The organism is Streptomyces sp. NPDC005266 (assembly GCF_040607655.1).
Taxonomy (GTDB): Bacteria; Actinomycetota; Actinomycetes; order Streptomycetales; family Streptomycetaceae; genus Streptomyces.
In genome coordinates, this window is sequence record NZ_JBEXHC010000002.1 from 433,536 (window position 1) to 454,587 (window position 21,052).

Annotated in this window: 22 protein-coding genes and 1 pseudogene; 12 read left to right on the forward strand and 11 right to left on the reverse strand. The window is 72.6% G+C overall.

Annotated features, from left to right (window positions below; all coding sequences use genetic code 11):
• The 3 genes from ABZU99_RS05595 to ABZU99_RS05605 form a co-directional block, all read right to left on the reverse strand.
• The gene (locus tag ABZU99_RS05595) at positions 1–153 is read right to left on the reverse strand and encodes a hypothetical protein (RefSeq protein WP_355947413.1); all 153 of its coding nucleotides are present in this window, start codon (positions 151–153) and stop codon (positions 1–3) included.
• Positions 154–960: 807 nt separating this feature from the next.
• Entirely contained in the window at positions 961–1,758 is a 798-nt protein-coding gene (locus tag ABZU99_RS05600; protein WP_356045420.1) for a crotonase/enoyl-CoA hydratase family protein, read from the reverse strand.
• Complete coding sequence (locus ABZU99_RS05605) at positions 1,755–3,401, reverse strand: acyl-CoA dehydrogenase family protein (RefSeq protein WP_355947418.1); 1,647 nt, start codon at positions 3,399–3,401, stop codon at positions 1,755–1,757. The genes ABZU99_RS05600 and ABZU99_RS05605 overlap by 4 nt, the downstream gene beginning before the upstream one ends.
• A gap of 95 nt (positions 3,402–3,496) precedes the next feature.
• Here ABZU99_RS05605 and ABZU99_RS05610 point away from each other — a divergent pair, with 95 nt between their 5' ends.
• Complete coding sequence (locus tag ABZU99_RS05610) at positions 3,497–4,240, forward strand: PaaX family transcriptional regulator C-terminal domain-containing protein (RefSeq protein ID WP_355947421.1); 744 nt, start codon at positions 3,497–3,499, stop codon at positions 4,238–4,240.
• A gap of 105 nt (positions 4,241–4,345) precedes the next feature.
• Here ABZU99_RS05610 and ABZU99_RS05615 read toward each other — a convergent pair whose 3' ends face one another.
• Complete coding sequence (locus tag ABZU99_RS05615) at positions 4,346–5,350, reverse strand: LacI family DNA-binding transcriptional regulator (protein WP_355947424.1); 1,005 nt, start codon at positions 5,348–5,350, stop codon at positions 4,346–4,348.
• A 103-nt stretch (positions 5,351–5,453) separates the two neighbouring features.
• Positions 5,454–5,724, reverse strand: a pseudogene (locus ABZU99_RS05620) (acyl-CoA dehydrogenase family protein); the annotation flags it as partial.
• Positions 5,725–5,746: 22 nt separating this feature from the next.
• Between ABZU99_RS05620 and ABZU99_RS05625 the strand changes: the two are divergent.
• The 9 genes from ABZU99_RS05625 (at position 5,747) to ABZU99_RS05665 (ending at position 12,586) form a co-directional block, all read left to right on the forward strand.
• Positions 5,747–5,878 carry a hypothetical protein gene (locus tag ABZU99_RS05625; protein ID WP_356045632.1) on the forward strand — a complete coding sequence of 44 codons (132 nt, stop codon included), beginning with the start codon at positions 5,747–5,749 and terminating at the stop codon, positions 5,876–5,878.
• 40 nt (positions 5,879–5,918) lie between these two features.
• Positions 5,919–6,524, forward strand: coding sequence for a TetR/AcrR family transcriptional regulator (locus tag ABZU99_RS05630; protein WP_356045621.1), 606 nt, complete (start codon positions 5,919–5,921; stop codon positions 6,522–6,524).
• Positions 6,525–6,539: 15 nt separating this feature from the next.
• Positions 6,540–7,697, forward strand: a complete 1,158-nt coding sequence (locus ABZU99_RS05635) for an acetyl-CoA C-acetyltransferase (protein ID WP_356045417.1) — start codon at positions 6,540–6,542, stop codon at positions 7,695–7,697.
• Positions 7,698–7,798: 101 nt separating this feature from the next.
• The gene (locus ABZU99_RS05640) at positions 7,799–8,221 is read left to right on the forward strand and encodes a septal ring lytic transglycosylase RlpA family protein (RefSeq protein WP_355947433.1); all 423 of its coding nucleotides are present in this window, start codon (positions 7,799–7,801) and stop codon (positions 8,219–8,221) included.
• Between the two features lie 13 nt (positions 8,222–8,234).
• Entirely contained in the window at positions 8,235–8,912 is a 678-nt protein-coding gene (locus ABZU99_RS05645; protein WP_355947436.1) for a cell wall protein, read from the forward strand.
• A complete protein-coding gene (locus tag ABZU99_RS05650; protein ID WP_356045413.1) occupies positions 8,909–9,787 on the forward strand; it encodes a MauE/DoxX family redox-associated membrane protein in 879 nt (292 codons plus the stop codon). Before ABZU99_RS05645 ends, ABZU99_RS05650 begins: the two co-directional genes overlap by 4 nt.
• A 211-nt stretch (positions 9,788–9,998) precedes the next feature.
• Positions 9,999–10,853: a ribonuclease BN gene (locus ABZU99_RS05655; RefSeq protein WP_355947442.1), complete on the forward strand. Its 855-nt coding sequence runs from the start codon at positions 9,999–10,001 to the stop codon at positions 10,851–10,853.
• A gap of 73 nt (positions 10,854–10,926) precedes the next feature.
• Positions 10,927–11,670 carry a Mut7-C RNAse domain-containing protein gene (locus ABZU99_RS05660; RefSeq protein ID WP_355947444.1) on the forward strand — a complete coding sequence of 248 codons (744 nt, stop codon included), beginning with the start codon at positions 10,927–10,929 and terminating at the stop codon, positions 11,668–11,670.
• 127 nt (positions 11,671–11,797) lie between these two features.
• Positions 11,798–12,586, forward strand: a complete 789-nt coding sequence (locus ABZU99_RS05665) for a DNA-formamidopyrimidine glycosylase family protein (RefSeq protein ID WP_356045409.1) — start codon at positions 11,798–11,800, stop codon at positions 12,584–12,586.
• 28 nt (positions 12,587–12,614) lie between these two features.
• Here the strand turns inward: ABZU99_RS05665 and ABZU99_RS05670 are convergent, their stop codons facing one another.
• Positions 12,615–13,586 (reverse strand): CU044_5270 family protein, encoded by a 972-nt coding sequence (locus ABZU99_RS05670; RefSeq protein WP_356045406.1) that lies wholly within the window; start codon positions 13,584–13,586, stop codon positions 12,615–12,617.
• Positions 13,583–14,134, reverse strand: a complete 552-nt coding sequence (locus ABZU99_RS05675) for a sigma-70 family RNA polymerase sigma factor (RefSeq protein ID WP_355947453.1) — start codon at positions 14,132–14,134, stop codon at positions 13,583–13,585. Before ABZU99_RS05675 ends, ABZU99_RS05670 begins: the two co-directional genes overlap by 4 nt.
• Positions 14,135–14,237: 103 nt before the next feature.
• Here ABZU99_RS05675 and ctaD point away from each other — a divergent pair, with 103 nt between their 5' ends.
• The gene (gene ctaD, locus ABZU99_RS05680) at positions 14,238–15,902 is read left to right on the forward strand and encodes a cytochrome c oxidase subunit I (RefSeq protein WP_356045404.1); all 1,665 of its coding nucleotides are present in this window, start codon (positions 14,238–14,240) and stop codon (positions 15,900–15,902) included.
• A 2-nt stretch (positions 15,903–15,904) separates the two neighbouring features.
• Positions 15,905–16,249 carry a hypothetical protein gene (locus ABZU99_RS05685; RefSeq protein WP_356045619.1) on the forward strand — a complete coding sequence of 115 codons (345 nt, stop codon included), beginning with the start codon at positions 15,905–15,907 and terminating at the stop codon, positions 16,247–16,249.
• Here the strand turns inward: ABZU99_RS05685 and ABZU99_RS05690 are convergent.
• The 4 genes from ABZU99_RS05690 to ABZU99_RS05705 all read right to left on the reverse strand — a co-directional run bounded on the left by ABZU99_RS05690 (position 16,184) and on the right by ABZU99_RS05705 (position 21,016).
• Positions 16,184–18,130 carry a transglycosylase domain-containing protein gene (locus ABZU99_RS05690; RefSeq protein WP_356045402.1) on the reverse strand — a complete coding sequence of 649 codons (1,947 nt, stop codon included), beginning with the start codon at positions 18,128–18,130 and terminating at the stop codon, positions 16,184–16,186. The two genes, ABZU99_RS05685 and ABZU99_RS05690, sit on opposite strands and share 66 nt — an antisense overlap.
• A gap of 128 nt (positions 18,131–18,258) precedes the next feature.
• Entirely contained in the window at positions 18,259–19,518 is a 1,260-nt protein-coding gene (locus ABZU99_RS05695) for a HAMP domain-containing sensor histidine kinase (RefSeq protein WP_356045400.1), read from the reverse strand.
• 2 nt (positions 19,519–19,520) lie between these two features.
• Complete coding sequence (gene cseB, locus ABZU99_RS05700; protein ID WP_356045398.1) at positions 19,521–20,288, reverse strand: two-component system response regulator CseB; 768 nt, start codon at positions 20,286–20,288, stop codon at positions 19,521–19,523.
• The gene (locus ABZU99_RS05705; RefSeq protein WP_356045395.1) at positions 20,285–21,016 is read right to left on the reverse strand and encodes a hypothetical protein; all 732 of its coding nucleotides are present in this window, start codon (positions 21,014–21,016) and stop codon (positions 20,285–20,287) included. Before ABZU99_RS05705 ends, cseB begins: the two co-directional genes overlap by 4 nt.
• Positions 21,017–21,052 lie beyond the last annotated feature (36 nt).

The following is a 21,052-nucleotide window of genomic DNA, read 5'->3' on the forward strand; positions in this document are numbered from 1 at the left end:
TCAGCCGCGCCGCCCGCCGCGCCCGGCGGAGCGCGAGCGCGGGCGGAGAGCGGCGGCCGCGAGGACCGCGGGCGCGGTGAGCAGCAGGGTGAAGGTGACCAGGGAGGTCCCGGTGTCGGGCTTCTGGCCCGTGGGCGGGTGATACGCGCGCATCTCGACGCGACGGGTCGGTGAGGGAGCCGGCTCGGGAGGCTGCGCCAAAGGCGTCCTGCGGACGGGCGCGGGCGGCAGTGGCGGCGGAAGCGCGGGCGCGGTGGTGGGCGTGGCCGTGGGCCTTGGCTGGGACGCCGGCCGTTTTGGGGGTGGCGTGGGGGCCGGTGCCTGCGGCGCCCGCGTGGGGGTGGGGCTGGGCGTCTGCGTGGGTGTCGGTGATGGCGTGGGCGTGAGCGTGCGTGATGGCGTGGGCGTCGGAGTGGGTGTGGGGGTAGGGGTGGGCGTGGCGGACGGCGTCGGGGTGGGCGTGGGTGTGGGGCTCGGTGTCGGGGTGGGGGTGGGTGTGGGGCTCGGTGTCGGGGTGGGCGTCGGTGTCGGGGTGGGGGTGGGCGTGGGACACCATCCGTAACGTGCGATGACCGTGAACCGGCCGGCCGAGGTGTCGACGCGGAGACAGCAGCCCGGACGGATCTCGGCCCGTACGGACACATGCGGCCCCTCGTCCGCGGTCCCGGCCCTGACCCGGGCGTCGGTCGTCCGCCGCGGGGCGGGAGCGACGGCTGCCGAGCCGTCACCGCGCCCGTCATCGTCCCCGTCGGCCACGGCTGTCGCCCCCGTCGAGGCGAGGACAAGGGCCGTGGTGAGAGCCCCCGCTCGCCATGCGCGATGCCATCGTGTCACGAGGAAGATGTTCGGCCGGTCGGGCCGCCGCCGACCGTACGAGGGCAGGGATTCGCCCGGATAGGGGAAAACGCGCCGAAGTTACCGCGTGTCAGGTTTACCTCGCCGGGTGGTGGTCCCGCCCGCTCACAGGTCGCCGAAGCTCCCGTGCCGTCCGGCGCCCGCCGCGAACCGCGCCGCGCCGTCGAGTCCTTCGGCCAGTGTCACCTGCCCATGGCGCAGTTCCCCCGCCATCGCCCGTTCCTCCGTCACCCCTTCCCCTTCCAGCAGCGAGGCCCGGTCGCCGCGCAGGCAGGTCTGCGGAAAGCGGGCGATCCCGGCCGCCAGCCGCTCCGCCTCCGCGCGGGCCTGTCCGGGCGGTACGAGGCGGTTGGCCAGCCCCATGGCGTGCGCCTCGTCGGCCGGTACCGGACGGCCCGTCAGCACCAGGTCCATGGCGCGGCTCGTCCCGATCAGCCGCGGCAACCGCACCGTACCGCCGTCGATCAGCGGGACGCCCCAGCGGCGGCAGAAGACCCCGAAGACCGCGTCCTCCTCCGCGACCCGCAGATCGCACCACAGGGCCAGCTCCAGACCGCCCGCGACCGCGTGGCCGCTGACCGCCGCGATGACGGGCTTGGCCAGCCGCAGCCGGGTGGGCCCCATCGGCCCGTCGCCGTCCTCGGCCACGCGATTGCCGCGTTCGGTGCCGACCGCCTTCAGATCGGCGCCGGAGCAGAAGGTGCCGCCCTCGCCCCACAGCACCGCCACCCGCGCCCGCGGATCGGCATCGAAGGCGCGGAAGGCGTCGGCGAGGGCCGTGGCGGTCGCCCCGTCCACGGCGTTGCGGACCTCGGGGCGGGAGAGTACGACCGTGGTGACCGGCCCCTCCCGCTCCACGCGGACCGCCGGGGCGGCGTCACCCGTACCGTCCGCGGACGTCATCGCGCGTCCTTCGGGCGCGCCCGCTCCAGGATCGGGCCGGTGTCCGTCCCCGGCGGCAGGGTCCCGAAGGCGTGCCCCCAGTCCCCGCCGAGCCGTGAGGCGCAGAACGCGTCGGCGACCGCTGGATCGCTGTGCCGCACCAGCAGACTGCCCTGCAGCACCAGCGTCATCTGCTCGGCGAGGCGCCGGGCGAGCAGCTGCGCCCGCTCGGGGTCGGCGAGCTGCGGCAGCAGTGCGCGCAGCCGGGCCACGGCCGCGTCCAGCCGTGCGTCGGCCCCGGCGGCGGCGTCGACCTCGGCGAGGAAGGCGTCGAGCGCCCCGTTCTCGCGGCCCAGCGCGCGCAGGACGTCGAGCGCCGCGACATTGCCGGAGCCCTCCCAGATGGACAGCAGCGGCGCCTCGCGGTACAGGCGAGGCATACCGGAGTCCTCCACATAGCCGTTGCCGCCCAGGCACTCCAGCGCCTCGGCGGCGTGGGCGGATCCGCGCTTGCACACCCAGTACTTGCTGACCGCGAGCCCCAGCCTGCGCAGCGCCGCCTCGCCCTCGTCCCCGGCCTCCGCCCGGTCCAGGGCCGCGGCGAGCCGCAGCGCGAGCGTCGTGGCCGCCTCGGACTCGACCGCCAGATCGGCGAGCACATTGCGCATCAGCGGCTGGTCGATCAGCTCGGTGCCGAACGCCCGGCGGTGCTCGGCGTGGTGCAGCGCCTGCCGCAGCCCGGCGCGCATGCCTGCCGCCGAGCCGATCACGCAGTCCAGCCGGGTCACATTGACCATCTCGACGATGGTCCGCACGCCGCGGCCCGGCTCGCCGACCCGCCAGGCCACGGCGGACTCGTACTCGATCTCGGAGGAGGCGTTGGAGCGGTTGCCCAGCTTGTTCTTGAGCCGCATCAGCCGCAGCGGGTTGCGGGTGCCGTCCGGCAGGACGCGCGGCACCAGGAAGCAGGTCAGGCCCTCCTCCGTCTGGGCCAGCGTCAGGAAGACATCGCTCATCGGCGCGGAGGTGAACCACTTGTGGCCGGTGAGGACGTACGTGCCGTCGCCGGCCGGCACGGCGCGGGTGGTGTTGGCGCGGACGTCCGAGCCGCCCTGTTTCTCCGTCATCGACATGCCCGCGATCAGGCCCCGCTTGGCGAGCGGCGGGCGCAGCCCGAAGTCGTACGTACGGGCGGTCAGCAGCGGCTCGTACGCGGCGGCCAGCTCCGGCTCGGCACGCAGTGCCGGGACCGCCGCGTACGTCATGGAGACGGGGCAGCCATGGCCCGGCTCGGCCTGCGCGAACGCGTAGAACTTCGCCGCGCGCACCAGGTGGGCGCCGGGGCGGCTCTCGGCCCACGCGGCCGCGTGCTGGCCGCTCTCCACGGCAACGGTCATCAGCTGGTGGTAGGCGGGGTGGTACTCGACCTCGTCGACGCGATGGCCGTAGCGGTCGTGGGTGTGCAGCACCGGAGGGTGCTCCTCGGCCGTCCGCGCCCACTCCTGGACCTCGGCGGTACCGGCCCGCGCGCCCAGCTCCCGGACCTCCTCCTCGCCCCAGCCACCGCCGTCCCGCCGCAGGGCCTCCAGGAGGGCGGGGTCGTCCGCCGTGCTGAAGCCGACGAGCGGCGGGGCCTGATTGAGGACCTCGTGCGTAGCGCTCATGGCAGGCATCTCCTCGTTCGCCGCGGTCTCACACCCGGTCTTACACTTCCATCATGCGCGATGAAGAACTGTAATGGATAGAGTTCCGCGTAACCATGGATGACACCCGAACGCTCTCCCTGCGGCCGCTGACCGCGCGCTCGATCGTGCTCAGCACCCTGCTGGGCCATCACCCGCCCCAGCTGTCCGCCCGCGCCCTGGTCCGCGTCGGCGCGCTCTTCGGCACCGCCGAGGGCACCATCCGGGTCGCGCTGACCCGTATGGTCGCCGCCGGTGACCTCGAGCAGCGCGGCGGCGCCTACCGGCTCACCGACCGGCTGCTGGCCCGTCAGGCGCGGCAGGACGACAGCCGTGTCCCGCGCACCCGGCGCTGGGACGGCACCTGGGAGTTCGCGGTCGTCACCTCCGACCGGCGCGCGGCCGCCGAGCGTGCGGCACTGCGCCAGGCGATGGCCGACCTGCGGCTGGCCGAGCTCCGCGAGGGCGCCTGGCTGCGCCCCGCGAATCTCGTCCGCCCGCGCCCCGATGTCGTCGCCGCGCAGTGCGGCTGGTTCACCGGCGCGCCGGAGGGCGACCCGGCCGAGCTCGCCGCGCGCCTGTGGGACCTGGACGGCTGGGCCCGCCAGGCCAGGCTGCTCGGCGCGGCGCTGGACCGGGCGGACGGCCCGGCCCAGCGGTTCACCGTCGCGGCCGCCGCGCTCCGGCATCTCCTGGCCGACCCCGTCCTCCCGGCGCGGCTGCTGCCCGAGGACTGGCCGGGCGCCGAGCTGCGGCGCCGCTACGACGCGTTCGAACGGGACTTCCGCGCGCTGCTGCCGCGCTTGGCGGGCGGGGGCTGAGGCCGCCTCCGCCCGGGGTGCCGGGGCACCCGGTCACCCAGGGGCACCACACGGCGGGCGCCACCCGGGAGCCGGCCACAGCGCTGCCCGGCGATCGCACTTCGGCTACGCCGACTCGCGGACCACCAGCTCCGTCGGGAGCACGAGCGCCGGCTCGATGTCCTCCCCGGCGGTCAGCCGCAGCAACTGGCGGGCCAGCTGGCGGCCGAGCTCGGCGATCGGCTGGCGCACGGTGGTCAGCGGCGGCTCGGTGTAGCGGGCGGTCTCGATGTCGTCGAACCCCACCACCGCCACATCGTCCGGGACCCGACGCCCCGCCTGGCGCAGGGCCCGTAGCACCCCGATGGCCATCGGATCGGAGGCCACGAAGACGGCGTCCAGGCGCGGCTCCCGGTCCAGCAGATCCCGCATCGCGACCGCCCCCGACTCCTGGGTGAAGTCGCCGGCGGCCACGGCCGACTCCAGCCCCGCCTCGCCGAGCGCCGCCCGGTAGCCCGCGAGCCGGTCGATCCCGGCCACCATGTCCTGCGGGCCGGCGACGGTGACGATCCGGGTGCGCCCGGTGCGGACCAGATGCTCCACGGCCAGCGTCGCGCCCACCACATTGTCGACGCCCACGTACGGCAGCGACGCGGGGCCCGGCACCCGCTCGTTGCAGACCACCGGAATCCCCATCCCGGCCAGGGCGGGCGGCAGCGGATCGGCGCCGTGCATCGAGGCGACCATGACGCCGTCGACGTGGCGCGCCTGGGCGAAGCGCTCGATACGGTCCCGGCTGGCGGGGGAGCGGGCCATCATCAGCACCAGCTGCTTGTCGGCCGCCTCCAGCTGCTGGCTCACCCCGCGCACCACCCCCGGGAAGAACTGATCGTCGGAGAAGACCCGGCCCGGCTCCTCGGGGAGGACGAGGGCGAAGGAGTCGGTGCGCTGGGTGACCAGGCTGCGGGCGGCCTGGTTGGGGATGTAGCCCAGTTCCTGGATCGACCGCAGTACCGCATCGCGGCTCTCCTCACCGACCTTGGTGGAGCCGTTGACGACGCGGGACACCGTGGCACGCGAGACGCCGGCGTGCCGCGCCACGTTCTCCAGGGTGGGCCGGGGCCGGTGCATGACGGGTACCCCTCTGTTCGCTCGCGGTTGGTCGGTACAGCATGGATCAAGAACCGGAGCGGATGACACGGTTCAGCGCTGTTCGACCCCGATCGGGACCGGTTCAGCGCGCGAGGACGCGGGCGCGGCAGGCCGAGGGCGAGCCCCGGGCGCCGCCCAGGGCCCGGGCCCTGCGGAGCCACAGGGACAGGTCGTACTCGTCCGTGTAGCCGATCGCGCCGTGCAACTGGCGGGCGGTCCGGGCCGCCGCGTACGCGGCCTCGCCCGCGGCCACCTGCCACCTGGTGCTTCACCGCTTGGATCGAGCCGATCGGGCGGCCGAACTGGGTGCGCTGCCCGACGTACGCCACGGTGCGCTCCAGCAGCGCGAGCCCGTGCCGAGGGCTTGTGCGGCCGGTGTTCGGCCGCTGCGCCGGGCCCTGGGAGGTCGCCAACGGCATCGTCTTCCTCGTCAGCGGCTACTCCTCGTACATGACCGGCGAGAGGGTGTCCGTCAGCAGCGAGCACGCTGAAGCGACGCGACAATGACCATGTGCGGAAAAGCAGCAAGAGCGAGAAGGAGACCACCGTGAGCCCGGCCCCCGAGCGCCGCCGCGAACTCCTGGCGACCGCGGCCGAGGTCTTCGCCGCGCACGGCTACAACGCGACCACCGTCCGCCGGATCGCCGATGAGGCGGGGATGCTCGCGGGCAGCCTGTACTACCACTTCGACTCCAAGGAGTCGATGATCGACGAGATCCTCTCCACCTTCCTGGACGAGCTGTGGGCCGGATACGAGGACGTGCTCGGCGCCGGGCTCGGCCCCAGGGAGACCATCGAGGCGCTGGTCACCGAGTCCTTCCGGGAGATCGACCGGCACCGCGCCGCCGTGGCGATCTACCAGAAGGAGTCCAAGCACCTCTCCGCCCAACCCCGCTTCGGCTACCTCACAGCCTCACAGCGGAAGTTCGAACAGGCGTGGCTGGGCACCCTGGAGCGTGGAGTGGCCGAGGGTGTCTTCCGCGCCGACCTCGACATCAAGCTGGCGTACCGCTTTCTTCGCGACACCGTATGGGTCGCCGCGTCGTGGTACCGGCCCGGCGGGCAGCACAGCCCCGAGGAGATCGCCCGCCAGTATCTGTCGATGGTCCTGGACGGCGTCACCCCGCGAGACGGCGTCATTCCGCGAGAATGAACTGGAGGAGCGGCCATGGCCGAGGCATACATCGTCGAAGCGGTGCGCACCCCGGTGGGGCGGCGTGGCGGAGGGCTGGCCTCCGTCCACCCCGCCGACCTCGGCGCGCAGGTCCTGCGCGCGCTGATGGAGCGCTCGGGCGCCGACCCGGCCGCCGTCGAGGACGTGGTCTTCGGCTGTCTGGACACCGTCGGGCCGCAGGCCGGGGACATCGCCCGCACCTGCTGGCTGGCCGCCGGGCTGCCGGAGGAGGTGCCGGGCGTGACCGTCGACCGGCAGTGCGGCTCCTCGCAGCAGGCCCTGCACTTCGCCGCGCAGGCGGTGCTCTCCGGCACCCAGGACCTGGTGGTCGCGGGCGGAGTGCAGAACATGTCCCAGGTGCCGATCGCCTTCGCCGGCGGCCCGGCGGCCGAGCCGCTGGGGCTGACCGAAGGGCCGTTCGCGGGCTCGGAGGGCTGGCGGGCGCGCTACGGCGGCCGACCGGTCAGCCAGTTCCACGGGGCGGAGCTGATCGCCGAGAAGTGGGGCATCTCGCGGGAGGCCATGGAGAAGTTCGCGCTCCGCTCCCATCAGCGGGCGGTGCGCGCCATCGACGAGGCCCGCTTCGGCCGCGAGCTCGTACCCTACGGGGAGGTCACGGTGGACGAGGGGCCGCGCCGGGACACCAGCCTCACGAAGATGGCCACCCTGAAGCCGCTCGTCGAGGGCGGCCGGATCACCGCCGCGCTCTCCTCCCAGGTCTCCGACGGCGCGGCGGCGCTGCTGATCGCCTCCGAACAGGCTGTACGGGAGCACGGCTTGACCCCGCGCGCCCGCGTCCACCATCTCTCGGTACGCGGCGAGGACCCCATCCGGATGCTGTCCGCGCCGATCCCGGCGACCGCCCACGCGCTGAAGAAGTCCGGCATGACGATCGGTGACATCGACCTGGTGGAGATCAACGAGGCGTTCGCCCCCGTTGTCTTGGCCTGGCTGCGGGAGACGGGTGCCGATCCGGAGCGGGTCAACGTCAACGGCGGGGCCATCGCGCTCGGCCACCCGCTCGGCGCGACCGGCGCCAAGCTGATGACGACGCTGCTGCACGAACTGGAGCGCACCGGCGGCCGATACGGACTGCAGACGATGTGTGAGGGCGGGGGACAGGCCAACGTCACGATCGTCGAGAGGCTGTGAGCGGCTGTCCCCGGGACGGCCGCGCTCGCGTGGCGGCCGGTGCCGACCGTACGCATGATGGTGCTGCTCCGGGGCCGAGGAGAGCCGGGAAGGACATCGACATGGCGTGCGGATCGACCAGCCTGTGGAAGGGCGAGGCCACCTGGTTCTGCTGCGGCAACGCCTGGGGGCCGTGCGCCAGCGCGGGCGGCGGCGCCTGCGGCACCTGCCGGTCCAGCGCCCTGCAGGCCGCCTGGCCCAACGCCTCCCAGGCGTGCTGGGACATCACCCGCCCGGACCTGTGCGGCGAGGACATCCCCCGGCGCGGCTGCGGCTCCACCATGAAGGTGCGCCACCAGTGCTCCGGCGCGAGCGTCTGTGTGACCGTCAGCGACTGCGGGCCGCGCACCCGCAGCTTCTGCTCCGAGTCCACCTGCTGCGACGGCACCTGCCGGGCCAACCGGGTCATCGACCTCACGCCCGCAGCGTTCTCCGCCATCGGCAGCCTGAGCTCCGGCCGCCTGCCGGTCACCATCTACGAGTGAGGCGGGGCAGGACATGAGCGGGTACACATCCGGCGGCACCGTCGACCGCCGGCGCTTTCTCACCGCCGCCGCCCTGCGCGGCGCCACCGTCATCGGCACCGTCGTCGGGACGGCCGCCGGCACCGGCCTCATCGAAGCGACCGCCCTCGGCGCCGTCGATGCCGACGCCGCCTTCGCCCGGCCCCCGCACCGCCCGCTCGACCCGGCGATCGCGGAGAGCTCCTTCGTGGAAGGACGGATCACGGCGATCGGCGGCGGTGTGCTGGAGGTCGCGGGCTCCTACGGGGATCACTCCCGGGTCCGGGTCACCAACGCCACCAGCGTCTGGAAGGTCCGGGCCACCACGGCGGCGGACATCGAGACCGGTGACGGGCTCTACGCCCGCGGTGTCGCGATGCCCGACGGCACCCTCGCCGCCGACGCCGTGTGGGTCAACATCGTGAACCTCCAGACCACCATCCGCGGTATCGAGAAGACCCGGCTGCATCTCGCCCACGGGCGTCACGAGATCGTCGGCAACCTCGTCGCGGACAACACCAACGCCACCTACTCAGGCGCCTCGCCCACCGCCGATCTCTCCCGGCTGCGCATCGGACAGGGCGCCCAGGTGCTGGGCGCGTGGCGGCCGTCCGACGGTTCGGTGGACATCGTCCGGGTCTCGGTCGGGCCCGGTGCCGGGAGCCGACGATGAGCCCGCCGGTCGTGGCCGCCACCGACTTGGTCCCGCTCGCCACCGCCTTCGCCCCGCTGCTGCTCGCCGGGCTGCTGGGCCCGGCCGGAGCGGCCAAGCTGTTCGGCCGCGGCACCGCACGGCAGGCGGCCGGCACCGCGCTCGCGCGGCTGCTGCGCGGCGGCGGCCGGGCGGCGGCCGCGCTGCGCGTCCTCGGCGCCGTCGAACTCCTCCTCGCCGCCGCGCTGATGGCGCTGCCCGCCACCTGGGCGCCGGGTGCGGCGGCCGCCGTTCTCGGCGCGGGCTTCCTCGGCTATCTCGGCTACGCCCGCGCCGCCGCCCCCGGATCGTCCTGCGGCTGCACGGCGCACGACGCCGCCCCGGTCGCCTGGGGGGCCTTCGTCAGGGCCGGAGCGGTCCTGACCGGCGGCCTCGCGGCGGCCCTGGCCCAGCAGCCCTGGTGGAGCGTGGCCACGCGGCGGCCGGGCGCCGCGCTGTGCTGCATCCTCGTCACGGCGGCGGCCCTGGCGGCCCTCTCAGCGGGCTCCGGCCGCCGATGGCTGGTCCCGCTGCGCCGGCTGCGGCTGCGGCTCGCCGGCCATCCGCTCGCCGGCACCCGCGCCCCGGCGGCGGTCCCGGTCGCCGCGACCGTCGAACTGCTGGAGAACTCGCGGGCCTGGCGGCACGCGTCGCCCGTCGTACGGTCCGGGCTGCTGGACCACTGGGACGACGGCGGCTGGCGCATCCTCCAGTTCGCCGGGGTGCACGGCGGGGGCGAGGCCGCCCGGCCGGTCCTGGTCCTCTTCGCGGTGGACGCCGCGGCCAGCCTGGAGGCCGTACGGGAACCGGCGGTGCGGGTCAGCGTCATCGACGCGGAGAGCGGGGCGGCCGTCTGACACGGTTGCCCCGGCTCCGCTGGAGCCGTGGGTTGCACGGCCATCCATGCCGAGTAGTCTGGATCAAAAGGATTTAAGCGAATAAATCGAACGTTTCGTAAGGTCCTCAGCGCAGGTGGCAGAGCGGAGCGGAGATTTGTGATCCGCGCGCCGGAAGGCGCGCGTTCCCGCGTGCCGGGTCCGGGCCGGTGGCGCGGGTAGGGGAGTGGGTATGTCCGAGAAGTCCTCCGGCTCCCCGCGTCGCGGGTCGTGGCACCGGCGGCTGTCCCGGGCATTCCATCTCTCCGCGATCGGCAGGGGCTGGCGGCGGGGCAGTGAGTTCGAACTGCTGCACAGGGCGATGGGCTTCGCCGCGCTCGGTTTTCTCACCCTGGTACCGCTGCTGATCGTGGTCGCCGCGGCCGACCCGGTGAACCGGGTCGGGTTCGCCCAGTGGCTGGCCGAGGGGCTTGGGGTGTCCGAGGGCTCGCGGGACGAGGTGGAGCGGCTGTTCGCCCCGCCCAGGCGGGCGCTGGAGACGACCACGGCGTTCGGTCTCGCGACGCTCGCCGTCTTCGGATTGCGCTTCGGCGCGGCGGTGCAGGTCGGCTACGAGAAGGTGTGGGAGCTGCCGGCCGGCCGCTGGCACAACGTCTGGCGCCATCTGGTCTGGCTCGTGGTGCTCGTCTGCTACCTGCTGCTCTCGGCGCATCTGGGCCGCGGCTCGATCCGGCTGGTGGTCGCCGTGGTGGGCACCGTGCTCTTCTTCTGGTGGTCGCAGCGGCTGCTGCTCGGCGGGCGGATCAGCTGGGGCGCCCTGCTGCCCGGCGCCCTGGCCACGGGCGGCGGACTGCTGGGGCTGCGGGTCTTCTCCCAGTTGGTGTTCTCGCCGCTGATCGCCGCCAGCGCGGTCTCCTACGGATCGATCGGCGTGGTGCTGGTCGTCCAGTCCTGGCTGGTCGGCGTCGGCTATGTGGTCTTCGGCGGGGCGCTGCTCGGCCGGGTCGTGCACGAGGAGTACGTCCGGGTGCTGGCCTGGCGCCGCCGCAGGCGGCGGCGCGCCGCCCGATCCCACCCGCCCGCCTGACCCCGGCGCCCGTACCCGATCACGGCGGGCAATTCGCATCGCCTCGGCCCCGGCATCCTGGCATGCTGGCGGTGTGAACGGACCGGAGATCCAACTGATCCTCGCCCCCGAACTGCGGCTCTTCGCCGTCCTCGAACGGCGCCGCGGACGGACGGCCGTCGTCACCGACGGTGCCTCCACCCTCGGCCATGTCGTCGAGTCGCTCGGGGTCCCGCTCACCGAGGTCGGCCGGCTGCTCGTGGACGGCCGGGAGACGGCGGTCTCCCATGTGCCCGGGGCGGGGGAGACGGTGGAGGTGTTCCCGGTCGTACGGCCCCAGCACGTCCCCGGGGCGCCGCTGCGCTTTCTGCTCGACGTGCACCTGGGGACGCTCGCGCGGCGGCTGCGGCTGCTGGGCGTCGACGCCGCGTACGAGAGCGAGGACATCGGGGACCCGGAGCTCGCCGCCCGCTCCGCCGCCCAGCGCCGGGTGCTGCTCTCCCGCGACCGGGGGCTGCTGCGGCGGCGGGAGCTGTGGGCCGGGGCGTATGTCTACAGCGACCGGCCCGATGAACAGCTCCGCGACGTCCTGGGCCGGTTCACCCCGCGCCTCGCCCCGTGGACCCGCTGCACCGCCTGCAACGGACCGCTGAAGGACACCGACAAGGACACCGTGCGCGAGCATCTCGAGCACGGTACGCGGCGTACGTACGACGTCTTCGCCCGCTGCACGGTCTGTGACCGCGTCTACTGGCGCGGCGCCCACCATGCCCGCCTCCAGGCCATCGTCGCGGACGCGATGGGTGAGTTCGGCGACGCCCCGGCCGCAGTGTCCTGAGCCGGACCGGCCGCTCCGGCGGTCCGCTCGATGAGGTGCGAGCGACGCCACGGCGCCCGGTACCGACCGGGCCCATGGTCACCGCGGCTTCCCTGCACACCGTGCGTACCGGTCGTAATCTGGCGCTATGCCTGAGCTACCGGACGTCGAGGGGTTTCGGCGGACGCTGGCGTCCTGCGCGGAGGGCCGCCGTGTCGAGCGCGTCGAGGTGGCCGATCCGGGGGTGCTGCACGGGGTGACCCCGCAGCGGCTGCGCAAGGACCTGGAGGGCCGCCGCTTCGCCCAGCCGCGGCGGCACGGCAAGTGGCTGATCGCCCCCACCGACGGTCCCACGCTCCTGCTGCACTTCGGCATGACCGGCCGGTTGGTCTGTGGCGCGGCGACCGATCCGCCCGGCCGGTTCGAGCGCGTCGCCCTCACCCTCGACGACGGGCGCCGGCTCGGCTATGAGGACCAGCGCAAACTGCGGGGCATCTGGGTCGCGCCCACCGACGCCGACATCGGCCCGGTCCTCGGCGAGCAGGGCCCGGACGCCCTCTCCCTGAGCCGGTCCGACTTCGACGAGCTGCTCAAGGGGCGGCGCGGCGGCATCAAGGCCACCCTGACCGATCAGTCCGTGATCGCCGGGCTGGGCAATCTGCTCGGGGACGAGATCCTGTGGCGAGCGCGGATTCCGCCGCGGCGCGCCACGAGTGCGCTGACCGACGACGAACGCGAGCGGCTGTATAACTCGATGCGCGAGGTGCTGCGCGCCTCGGTGCGTGCGGAACGGGTGCCCGACCGCCCCAGCTGGCTCACCGGCCGCCGTGACGACCCGGACCCGCACTGCCCGCGCTGCGGCCATCCGCTGCGGCGCACCCGGGTCGCGGGGCGGACCAGCGTCTGGTGTCCGCACTGCCAGCCGGATGACTCCTGATCCGCGCCTCCGGGCACCTGCCCCGCCCTCACATCCAGGCCGTGTAGGACAGCACATCGCCCGCCTTGATCCGGTATGCCGGATCGTCGCGGGTGACGGTCTCCTCGATGTCCAGCACCCTCCCGTCGTCCGGATCGAGGACGACCAGATACCGGGCCCCATGGCCGGGGGTGAACCGGAATGCCTGCCCCTCGCGGCCGAGCCGGTCGGTGACCTTGCCCACCGGGCGCAGCCCCTCGACCCGGGAGAGCAGGGTGGCGATGTCCGCGATCTGGCGGGGGCCCGGTGTCCAGACCTTGAGGAAGGACTCGACGGCGGTCAGGAGCTCCACCGGATCGCGGTCCGCGCCCCGGGTCCAGACGGCGAGGTAGCCGCGGAGCGCGGCGGTGCCGGCCGGCGGCGTCTCGAAGTAGCTCCCGTTCGCCCCGTACGTACCCTCCGGGTAGCTCTCCCGGCGCAGCACCTTGCCGTCGTGCACCGTGCGAGGCGGCACGCCGTCGCCGATGACCGGACGGCCCGGGTGGCGCGGGTCGGTGGCCACCTCCAGCAGTGAGCCGCTGCCGTCCGCGGCCCAGCGCGTCAGCGACTCCATGGGGGAGACCACCGCGTCCTTGTCCTCCTCCATGCCCAGCGACCACGTCTGCACATGGCTGCCGCGCCGGCTCTTCCCCGGGGTGACGGCGGCCGCGGCCCGGGCCCGCCGGGCGATCTCCGCGAGCGGTACATCGGCCCGGGAGACGTGCGCCACCAGCGGCTTCGGCGCGGCCACGGCGGGAGAGGAACCCGTGCCCGAGACGGTCAGCGCGAGGGCGACGACCGCCGCGGCCGCCGCGGTGCCGACGCTCCAGACCGCGCGGCGGACGGTGTGGCGCCGGCGGTCCCGGGACGGCAGCCCCTTCAGCAGCAGTTCGGCCCGTGCGTCCAGCGGCCGGTCCCGCCAGGGCCCGGTGTCTGCGGGCACGGGATTGGCGTCGCGGAGCAGATCCAGTTCGTCGGTCATGCCTGTCCGTCCTTGTCGCTCATGCACCCCAGTGACACCCGATCCGAGCTGCGCAGGATGCCGATCTGCGCCCGCAGCCGCCGCCGCGCCCGGTGCAGCCGCATCGCCGCCGCGGACCGGCCGCACCCCAGGACGGCGCTCAGCTCCTCCACGGTCAGCTCCTCCCATGCCGTCAGCCGCAGCACCTCCTGGTCGGCCTCGGTGAGCCGGGCCAGCGCCTCCAGCACCCAGGAACCCGGCCGCTCGGCGTCCGGGCTCTCCACGGTGCGTCCACCGCGCGTCGCCTCGTGATGGCCGAGCCTGGCCAGCAGCCTGCGGTAACGGCCCTTGCCGCGCACGGTGTTGGCCAGGCAGTGCCGGGCCACCGCGTACAGCCACGGAAGCGGTGGCTCGGGCAACTCGGCCCGGCGCCGCCAGGCCACCGCGAAGACCTCGGCGACCACCTCCTCGACCTCCCATGCCTGGTCGTCCAGGCGCCGGGCCACGAAGCGGCTGACCGCCCAGTAATGCTCGCGGTACGCGGCGTCGAAGGCGTCGTCGGTGCTCATGATCCGTAGGTGTCCGGCACGTCCCCGATCATCACACCCGGGGAAAGAAACACAGAGAGGCCCTCCCGGTGACGATCCGGACGGTGCCGGACACCTACCGGTCATGAGTAACAACAGTGTTGTCGCGGTACCCTCGGCCGCCCCGCCGACGCGCCGCCCCGGGCCGGGGTCCGCGGCCGTGAAGTGGCTGACCACCACCGATCACAAGACGATCGGCACGCTCTACCTCGTCACCTCGTTCGCCTTCTTCTGCGTCGGCGGGGTGATGGCGCTGCTGATGCGCGCCGAACTGGCCCGTCCCGGGCTGCAGATCATGAACAACGAGCAGTTCAACCAGGCGTTCACCATGCATGGCACGATCATGCTGCTGATGTTCGCCACCCCGCTGTTCGCGGGATTCGCAAACTGGATCATGCCGCTGCAGATCGGCGCGCCGGATGTGGCGTTCCCGCGGCTGAACATGTTCGCCTACTGGCTCTATCTGTTTGGCTCGCTGATCGCGGTGGGCGGGTTTCTGACCCCGCAGGGCGCGGCCGACTTCGGCTGGTTCGCCTATTCCCCGCTGTCGGACGCGGTCCGCTCGCCGGGCGTCGGCTCCGATATGTGGATCATGGGTCTGGCGCTGTCCGGCTTCGGCACGATCCTCGGTGCGGTCAACTTCATCACCACGATCATCTGCATGCGCGCTCCGGGCATGACGATGTTCCGGATGCCGATCTTCACCTGGAACGTGCTGCTGACGGGCGTGCTGGTGCTGCTCGCCTTCCCGGTCCTGGCCGCCGCGCTCTTCGCCCTGGAGGCGGACCGTCAGTTCGGGGCGCATGTCTTCGACGCGGCCAACGGCGGCGCCTTGCTGTGGCAGCACCTCTTCTGGTTCTTCGGCCATCCCGAGGTGTACATCATCGCGCTGCCGTTCTTCGGCATCATCTCCGAGGTCATCCCGGTCTTCTCCCGCAAGCCGATGTTCGGTTACATCGGCCTGATCGCCGCGACGATCGCCATCGCCGGTCTTTCGGTGACGGTGTGGGCGCACCACATGTATGTGACCGGCGGAGTGCTGCTGCCGTTCTTCTCGTTCATGACCCTGCTGATAGCGGTGCCCACCGGTGTGAAGTTCTTCAACTGGATCGGTACCATGTGGAAGGGATCACTGAGCTTCGAGACCCCGATGCTCTGGGCCATCGGCTTCCTGATCACTTTTGTCTTCGGCGGTCTGACCGGGGTGATCCTGGCCTCGGCGCCGCTGGACTTCGCCGTCTCGGATACCTACTTCGTGGTGGCCCACTTCCACTACGTCATCTTCGGCACCGTCGTCTTCGCGATGTTCGCCGGATTCCACTTCTGGTGGCCCAAGTTCACCGGCAGGATGCTGGACGAGCGGCTGGGAAAGATCACCTTCTGGACCCTGTTCCTCGGCTTCCACGGCACCTTCCTGGTGCAGCACTGGCTGGGCGCGGAGGCCATGCAACGCAGAATTCCCGACTATCTGGCCGCCGATGGCATCACCACGCTGAACACGGTCTCGACCATCAGTTCCTTCGTCCTCGGCCTGTCCTTCCTGCCGTTCCTCTACAACGTCTGGAAGACCGCCAGATACGGAAAGAAGGTCGAGACCGACGACCCCTGGGGATATGGCCGATCCCTGGAGTGGGCGACCTCCTGCCCGCCGCCCCGCCACAACTTCATCACGCTGCCGAAGATCCGTTCCGAATCCCCGGCGTTCGATCTGCACCACCCGGACGTCGACCGGCGGGAGAGTGCGGTGTGAGCATGGCCAAAGCCACCGAGGCCGTCGGCATCGCCGCCGGAATCAACCAGATCGAGGGCTATGTGCTGCTCCAGACGGAACGGGAGCGGGCCAGGGAGCGGGCGCGCCGCTTCAGCGGGCGGCTGGACTGGCTGACCTCCGCCCAGCGGGCGGAGGTCGAACGCCTCTACGTCCAGGACCAGCTGGCCGTCACCGAGCGGATGCTGCGGCTGGTGGCGCGGCGCTGCGAGGAGCTCCGGGCGGAGTACCGGGGCGTCTATCGCGCGCTGCGCCGCCGGCTGCTACTGGCCTGCCTCCTCGGCGGCGCCGGCCTCACCGGCCTCGCGGCCGCGCTGGCCCTGCGATAGCCCCAAGGTCGGCTCCGGGGACGGCACTCCGTCCGTCCCCGGCAGGGGGTCGCTCAGGTCGAACCCGGACCCGGGCGTATCGCGCAGCGCCGTGTCGGTATAGGCGGTCCAGATCCCCGCGACGCGTTTCGTGCCGGTGTCCTTGAGCCGGATCTGCTTCTGGCTCTTCGCGTCCTCGCCGAACAGGGCGACGGCGGTGACCAGCTCCGGGGTGTAGCCGACGAACCAGGATGCCTTCTTGTCGTCGGAGACACCGGCCTTGGCCGCGGCGGGCCGTGCGATGCCGCGTGCCGCGTCCGTTCCATCGTCTTCGAGCAGACTGCCGGTGACCATGTCGGCCGTCACTCGCTGGACCGCCTGATCGCCCACGGCCTTCGGCGGTCCGGCCCGCTCGTCACCGCGCTGCGCGGACTTCACGATGGTCGGGGTGATCCGCCGCCCCTGGTTGTCGAACGAGGCGTAGACCCCGGCCATCCTCATCGGGCTCGACCCCATCAGCCCCAGTGCCACCGACTGGGAAGTGTTGAAGCCGCCGCCGTCCGGGTCCATGCCGAGGGCCACCGCGGTCCGTTTCACCTGCGCCAGTCCGTCGTCGCTCTGATCCGGCCGCACCTTGGTCTCCATCCCCGCGGCGGCGGCGACGGGTTCGAAGACCGGACCGAGCTGGTAGTCGCCGCGGGTCGCGTTCGAGAGATAGTGCTTGGTGTAGTCCCGGCCGCCGTAGAGCGCCAGCACCCGGCCGGTCTTCGGGTCCAGCGAGACCGCGCCACCCTGGGTGTCGGCAGCGTCCTTACGCGCCTGCTTGCCCGGTTCGAAGTCGCCGAGCGCATTGCGCATCGCGTCCTGCAGCGCCTGCTGCTTGGCCGGGTCGACGTTGAGGGTGATGGTCCAGCCACCGGCGGCGAGTTCCTGCTCGCTGACGCCCGCCGCGATGAGCTCGTTCCTGGCGGTGTCCACGAGATACCCGGCCTGGCCGTCGAGACCGGGGGCGGGCTCGGGGTTCCTCGGCACGGGGAAGCGCATCCGCTTCCGCGTGGCCGCGTCCAGCCAGTCCGTCTCGACCATGTTGTTGAGCACATAGTTCCAGCGCTGCTTGACCAGCCGCTTCCCCTTGGGGCTCGCGACCGCCCAGTCGTACTGGCTGGGGGCCTGCACCAGCGCCGCCAGATACGCGCCCTCTTCGACGCTGAGGTCCTCGACGTCCTTGTCGTAGTACGCACGGGCGGCGGCCTGGACGCCGTAGGCGATCCGTCCGAAGTAACTGGTGTTCAGGTACCCGGCGAGGATGTCGTCCTTGGAGTTGCGCTGATCGACCTTGAGCGAGATCACCAGCTCCTTGATCTTGCGGGTGGCCGTCTGCTCCTGGCTGAGGTAGTAGTTCTTGACGTACTGCTGGGTGATGGTCGAACCGCCCTGAGTGCCTTTTCCCGCCACGGTGTTGACGAGCCCGCGCAGGACGCCCATCGGGTCGACGCCGGAGTCCTGGTAGAAGGACTTGTTCTCGGCGGCGACGAACGCGTGCTGCACGGCCTTGGGCACCCGGCTGATGGGAACCATCTCACGGTTGATCTCGCCGGTGCGGGCGAGGATCGTGCCGTCGCTGTACTGGTAGATGTTGCTCTGTGCCTTCGCCTGGGCGTTGGCCTTGGGTATGTCGATGGAGTAGTAGAGGACGGTGAACGCCCCGATCAGCAGGGCGCACAGGGTGATGACATAGGCCAGCACCTTGCGCCAGGTGAAGAAGCGCCGTATACCGGTGCGGCGCGTCTTCCCCCTGCTTCCCCGCTTGCGACGCCGACCCGGGGGCCTGGCGTCCTTCTCCGCCGTCTCCGCGCGGCCCGGCTTACGCCGGGCGCGCAGGGCCGTCAGCGGACTTGTCATACCGGGAGCACCTCCGTCGATCCCTGCCGCGAGAGGTTCGCGGGGGCCGCCGCCATCCTCGGCAGTGAAGATCTTCGGACCCGCAAAGGCGGGTGTCGGTCAGGGCTCGAACAGCGCTCGATTGTGTATCAGTTGTGTATCGGCCCGTTTTCCGGGCCCTTGGGCAGGCGCACGGTGGCGACCGCGCCGCCGCCGGGTGCGTTGCCGAGCTCCAGGGTGGCGCCGATGACCTGAGCCTGCCCCACCGCGATGGTCAGCCCCAGGCCATGGCCCCGGCCGCGTTCCCGGACGCCGGTGCGGAACCGCTGCGGGCCCTTGTCCAGCAGATCGTCCGGGTACCCGGGGCCGTGGTCGCGCACCGTCACCGTTCTGCCGTCCGCCGCGACCGTCACCTCGACCGGTTCCCGGCCGTGACGGTGGCCGTTGACCACCAGGTTGGCCACGATGCGCTCCAGACGGCGGGGGTCCGTCCACACCTTGGGCCCCTCCCCGTCCCCTGCGCCCTCCTCCCCGCCGGTCCGCAGCCGTACGGCGAGCCCCGTCCGCGCGATCGTCTCCTCGAGGACCGGGCCGAGCGGGCAGGGCGACAGATCCGCCTGCTCCGCGCCCGCGTCCAGCCGCGAGATCTCCAGCAGATCCTCGACCAGCGTGCTCAGCACCCGCACCCGGTCGAGCACATATCCCGCCGCCTCCCCGGGCGGGAGCAGCTCGGCGGCGGTGACCAGCCCCATCAGCGGGGTGCGCAGCTCATGCGCCACATCGGCGGTGAACCGCTGCTCGCGCAGCAGCCGTTCCTGGAGCGCGGCCGCCATCGAGTCCACGGCGCGGGAAATCTCGTCGATCTCGTCGTGCGGACGGGAGGCGGCGGAGATCCGGGCGTCCAGATCGCCGGCCGCGATCCGCCGCGCGGTGGCGGCCGCGGTCCGCAGTCGTCTGCTCATCCGCTCGGCGGTCACCATGCCCAGTGGCAGCACCACGGCGGTGGTCACCAGACCGGCCAGTGTGATGTTGGTGTCGAGCGCGCTGATGTTCGCCATCGAGGTGCTCATATCGATGCGTACGGACAGGATCTGGTCGCCCGCGGGCCGTGCCGCCCACATCGCGGGCCCGCCCGTACCGCTGAGAAACTCGGTGCCCTGATGCCCCTTGCGCACCAGGCGCCGTAGGCCTCCCGGGAGCCCGGGGGCGTCCAGGACCGCGCCCGTGCCCTGGACCGCGCCGGTGCGGGTGTAGGCGAGCGCGGCCCGGTCGAGCGTGGTGCGGGCGGCCTCGCGCGCCTGCGAGAGCTCGCGGTCGCGCGAGGCGTTGTGCACCAGTACCCCGACCGCCGAGGCGGCGGCGCAGGTGGCCGCCGCCACCAGGGCGACGATCCGCCGTCTCAGCGTCATCGTCAGCGCCGCAGCTTGTAGCCGAAGCCGCGGACCGTCTCGATCCGTTCGGCGCCTATCTTGGCCCGCAGTCGCTGCACATGGAGGTCGACCACCCGGGTGTCGCCCTGCCACGCGTGGTCCCAGACCCGGCTCAGCAGCGTACGGCGCTCGAGCACCACACCGGGCGAGGCGGCGAACTCCAGCAGCATCCGCAGCTCGGTGGGGGTCAGGGCCAGCGGCTGCCCGGCGCGGCGCACCTCCATACCGCGGGTGTCGATGGTCAGATCGCCGAAGACGAGCGTGTCCGTCCCCTCCGCCGGATCCGGTCCGGCCCCGCCCCCGTGACCCCCGTCGCGCGGGCCTGGGGCCACGGGGGCGAACGAGGCCCGGCGCAGCAGCGAGCGGATCCGGGCGACCAGGACCGCGCTCTCGCACGGCTTGACCACATAGTCGTCGGCGCCCGCCTCCAGACCGGAGACGACGTCCAGGGCGTCGCCGCGCGCGGACATCATCAGGATCGGCGCCAGGCTGAACTCCCGGACCCTGCGACACAGTCCGATACCGTCCAGCTCCGGAAGCATGATGTCCAGCAGCAGCAGATCGGGCTGTTTCTCGCGGAATTTCTCCAGACCGGTGAGCCCATCGCCCGCGGTGAACACCGTGAAGCCGTATCGCTCCAGGGCCATCCGCACCGTGTTACGGATCACCTCGTCGTCCTCGACCAGCAGCAGCCGCGCCTCGGTCGCGGAGCCGGGGGCGGGGCCGGGCGGGGTGAAGGCGGGGGTCATGGTGTCGTCCTTGTATCCGTACTCGGGGCCGGGCGCGGGGTGGTGCGGCCGTCCGCGGGCTCCCGCGGGGAATCGGTGGCATCCTCCGGAGTGACGGCCGCCATGACATCACCGTTCCAGCGGAAGCGGGTGGTGATCCGGCCATCCTCACCGGTCCCGGAGATGAGCAGATCGCGGCCGAATGTTTCGCCCGTGATCCCCAGGGCGCCCCAGTAGATCAGCACCGGGCGGGCCGTGCGGCCCGAGGCCGCGTAGACCTGGAGCAGCGTCCGCTCGAACTTCGGCAGGTCGACCGCCACCACCAGCTCGCTGTGGCCGTCACCGGTCACATCACGGGGGACGGCGGCGCGCAGCGGGCAGTCGCCGGCCGGGCACCCGGCGATCACCTGCTGCACCACCTCCGGCACATTGGGGTCGTGCTCCAGCAGCGTCTTCGCGGACAGGGCGGCCAGCCCGCGCGGGGGCACCCGGACCTTGTCGAGGGGCAGATAGCGCTTGAAGCCGGGCGGCTCGCTCGCTGAGGGCACGGTCGGCGGGGTGAAGCCGGGCCACAGCGGTTCCGCACTGGTGGGCGCCGACAGGGTGGGCGCGGCGCCGTCGTCCCGCACCCCGCTCTGGGGCGCGCATCCGGCGGCCACCACGGCGAGCAGGGCGGAGACGACGCCGCGTGGCGGCCGGTGGTCAGGACGGCGCCGCGGCGTGCGCCGCGGGGAGGGAAATGAGTGCATGGCCGTCTCAGCCTACTGAGCGCCCGGACGCGCCTC

Excerpts from the sequence above, each read along its gene's own strand:
- ABZU99_RS05655 (WP_355947442.1), top strand. The coding sequence starts at position 9,999 with ATGTCCGAGAAGTCCTCCGGCTCCCCGCGTCGCGGGTCGTGGCACCGG.
- ABZU99_RS05675 (WP_355947453.1), bottom strand. The coding sequence starts at position 14,134 with ATGAGCACCGACGACGCCTTCGACGCCGCGTACCGCGAGCATTACTGG.
- ABZU99_RS05610 (WP_355947421.1), top strand. The coding sequence starts at position 3,497 with ATGGATGACACCCGAACGCTCTCCCTGCGGCCGCTGACCGCGCGCTCG.
- ABZU99_RS05670 (WP_356045406.1), bottom strand. The coding sequence starts at position 13,586 with ATGACCGACGAACTGGATCTGCTCCGCGACGCCAATCCCGTGCCCGCA.
- cseB (WP_356045398.1), bottom strand. The coding sequence starts at position 20,288 with ATGACCCCCGCCTTCACCCCGCCCGGCCCCGCCCCCGGCTCCGCGACC.
- ABZU99_RS05645 (WP_355947436.1), top strand. The coding sequence starts at position 8,235 with ATGAGCGGGTACACATCCGGCGGCACCGTCGACCGCCGGCGCTTTCTC.
- ABZU99_RS05615 (WP_355947424.1), bottom strand. The coding sequence starts at position 5,350 with ATGCACCGGCCCCGGCCCACCCTGGAGAACGTGGCGCGGCACGCCGGC.
- ABZU99_RS05705 (WP_356045395.1), bottom strand. The coding sequence starts at position 21,016 with ATGCACTCATTTCCCTCCCCGCGGCGCACGCCGCGGCGCCGTCCTGAC.
- ABZU99_RS05605 (WP_355947418.1), bottom strand. The coding sequence starts at position 3,401 with ATGAGCGCTACGCACGAGGTCCTCAATCAGGCCCCGCCGCTCGTCGGC.
- ABZU99_RS05665 (WP_356045409.1), top strand. The coding sequence starts at position 11,798 with ATGCCTGAGCTACCGGACGTCGAGGGGTTTCGGCGGACGCTGGCGTCC.
- ctaD (WP_356045404.1), top strand. The coding sequence starts at position 14,238 with ATGAGTAACAACAGTGTTGTCGCGGTACCCTCGGCCGCCCCGCCGACG.
- ABZU99_RS05650 (WP_356045413.1), top strand. The coding sequence starts at position 8,909 with ATGAGCCCGCCGGTCGTGGCCGCCACCGACTTGGTCCCGCTCGCCACC.
- ABZU99_RS05695 (WP_356045400.1), bottom strand. The coding sequence starts at position 19,518 with ATGACGCTGAGACGGCGGATCGTCGCCCTGGTGGCGGCGGCCACCTGC.
- ABZU99_RS05635 (WP_356045417.1), top strand. The coding sequence starts at position 6,540 with ATGGCCGAGGCATACATCGTCGAAGCGGTGCGCACCCCGGTGGGGCGG.
- ABZU99_RS05595 (WP_355947413.1), bottom strand. The coding sequence starts at position 153 with ATGCGCGCGTATCACCCGCCCACGGGCCAGAAGCCCGACACCGGGACC.
- ABZU99_RS05690 (WP_356045402.1), bottom strand. The coding sequence starts at position 18,130 with ATGACAAGTCCGCTGACGGCCCTGCGCGCCCGGCGTAAGCCGGGCCGC.
- ABZU99_RS05600 (WP_356045420.1), bottom strand. The coding sequence starts at position 1,758 with ATGACGTCCGCGGACGGTACGGGTGACGCCGCCCCGGCGGTCCGCGTG.
- ABZU99_RS05640 (WP_355947433.1), top strand. The coding sequence starts at position 7,799 with ATGGCGTGCGGATCGACCAGCCTGTGGAAGGGCGAGGCCACCTGGTTC.
- ABZU99_RS05685 (WP_356045619.1), top strand. The coding sequence starts at position 15,905 with ATGGCCAAAGCCACCGAGGCCGTCGGCATCGCCGCCGGAATCAACCAG.